General features: G+C 49.8%; 1 rRNA gene. It reads right to left on the bottom strand.

The annotated features are described in order from the left end of the window. Positions 1-227, bottom strand: a 23S ribosomal RNA gene (locus tag HPT30_RS00020); the annotation flags it as partial.

Here is a 227-nt window from a genome sequence, read left to right as displayed (position 1 = left end):
TCGCCCTATTCAGACTCGCTTTCGCTGCGGCTCCGTCTTCTCGACTTAACCTTGCATGTTAAACGTAACTCGCCGGTTCATTCTACAAAAGGCACGCCATCACCCATAGATCGGGCTCTGACTTTTTGTAAGCACACGGTTTCAGGTTCTATTTCACTCCCCTTCCGGGGTGCTTTTCACCTTTCCCTCACGGTACTGATTCACTATCGGTCGCCAGGTAGTATTTA

Origin of the sequence: Paenibacillus agri (genome assembly GCF_013359945.1) — a bacterium.
Taxonomy (GTDB): Bacteria; Bacillota; Bacilli; order Paenibacillales; family Paenibacillaceae; genus Paenibacillus_AQ; species Paenibacillus_AQ agri.
This window is presented reverse-complemented; position numbering and strand designations above follow the sequence as displayed.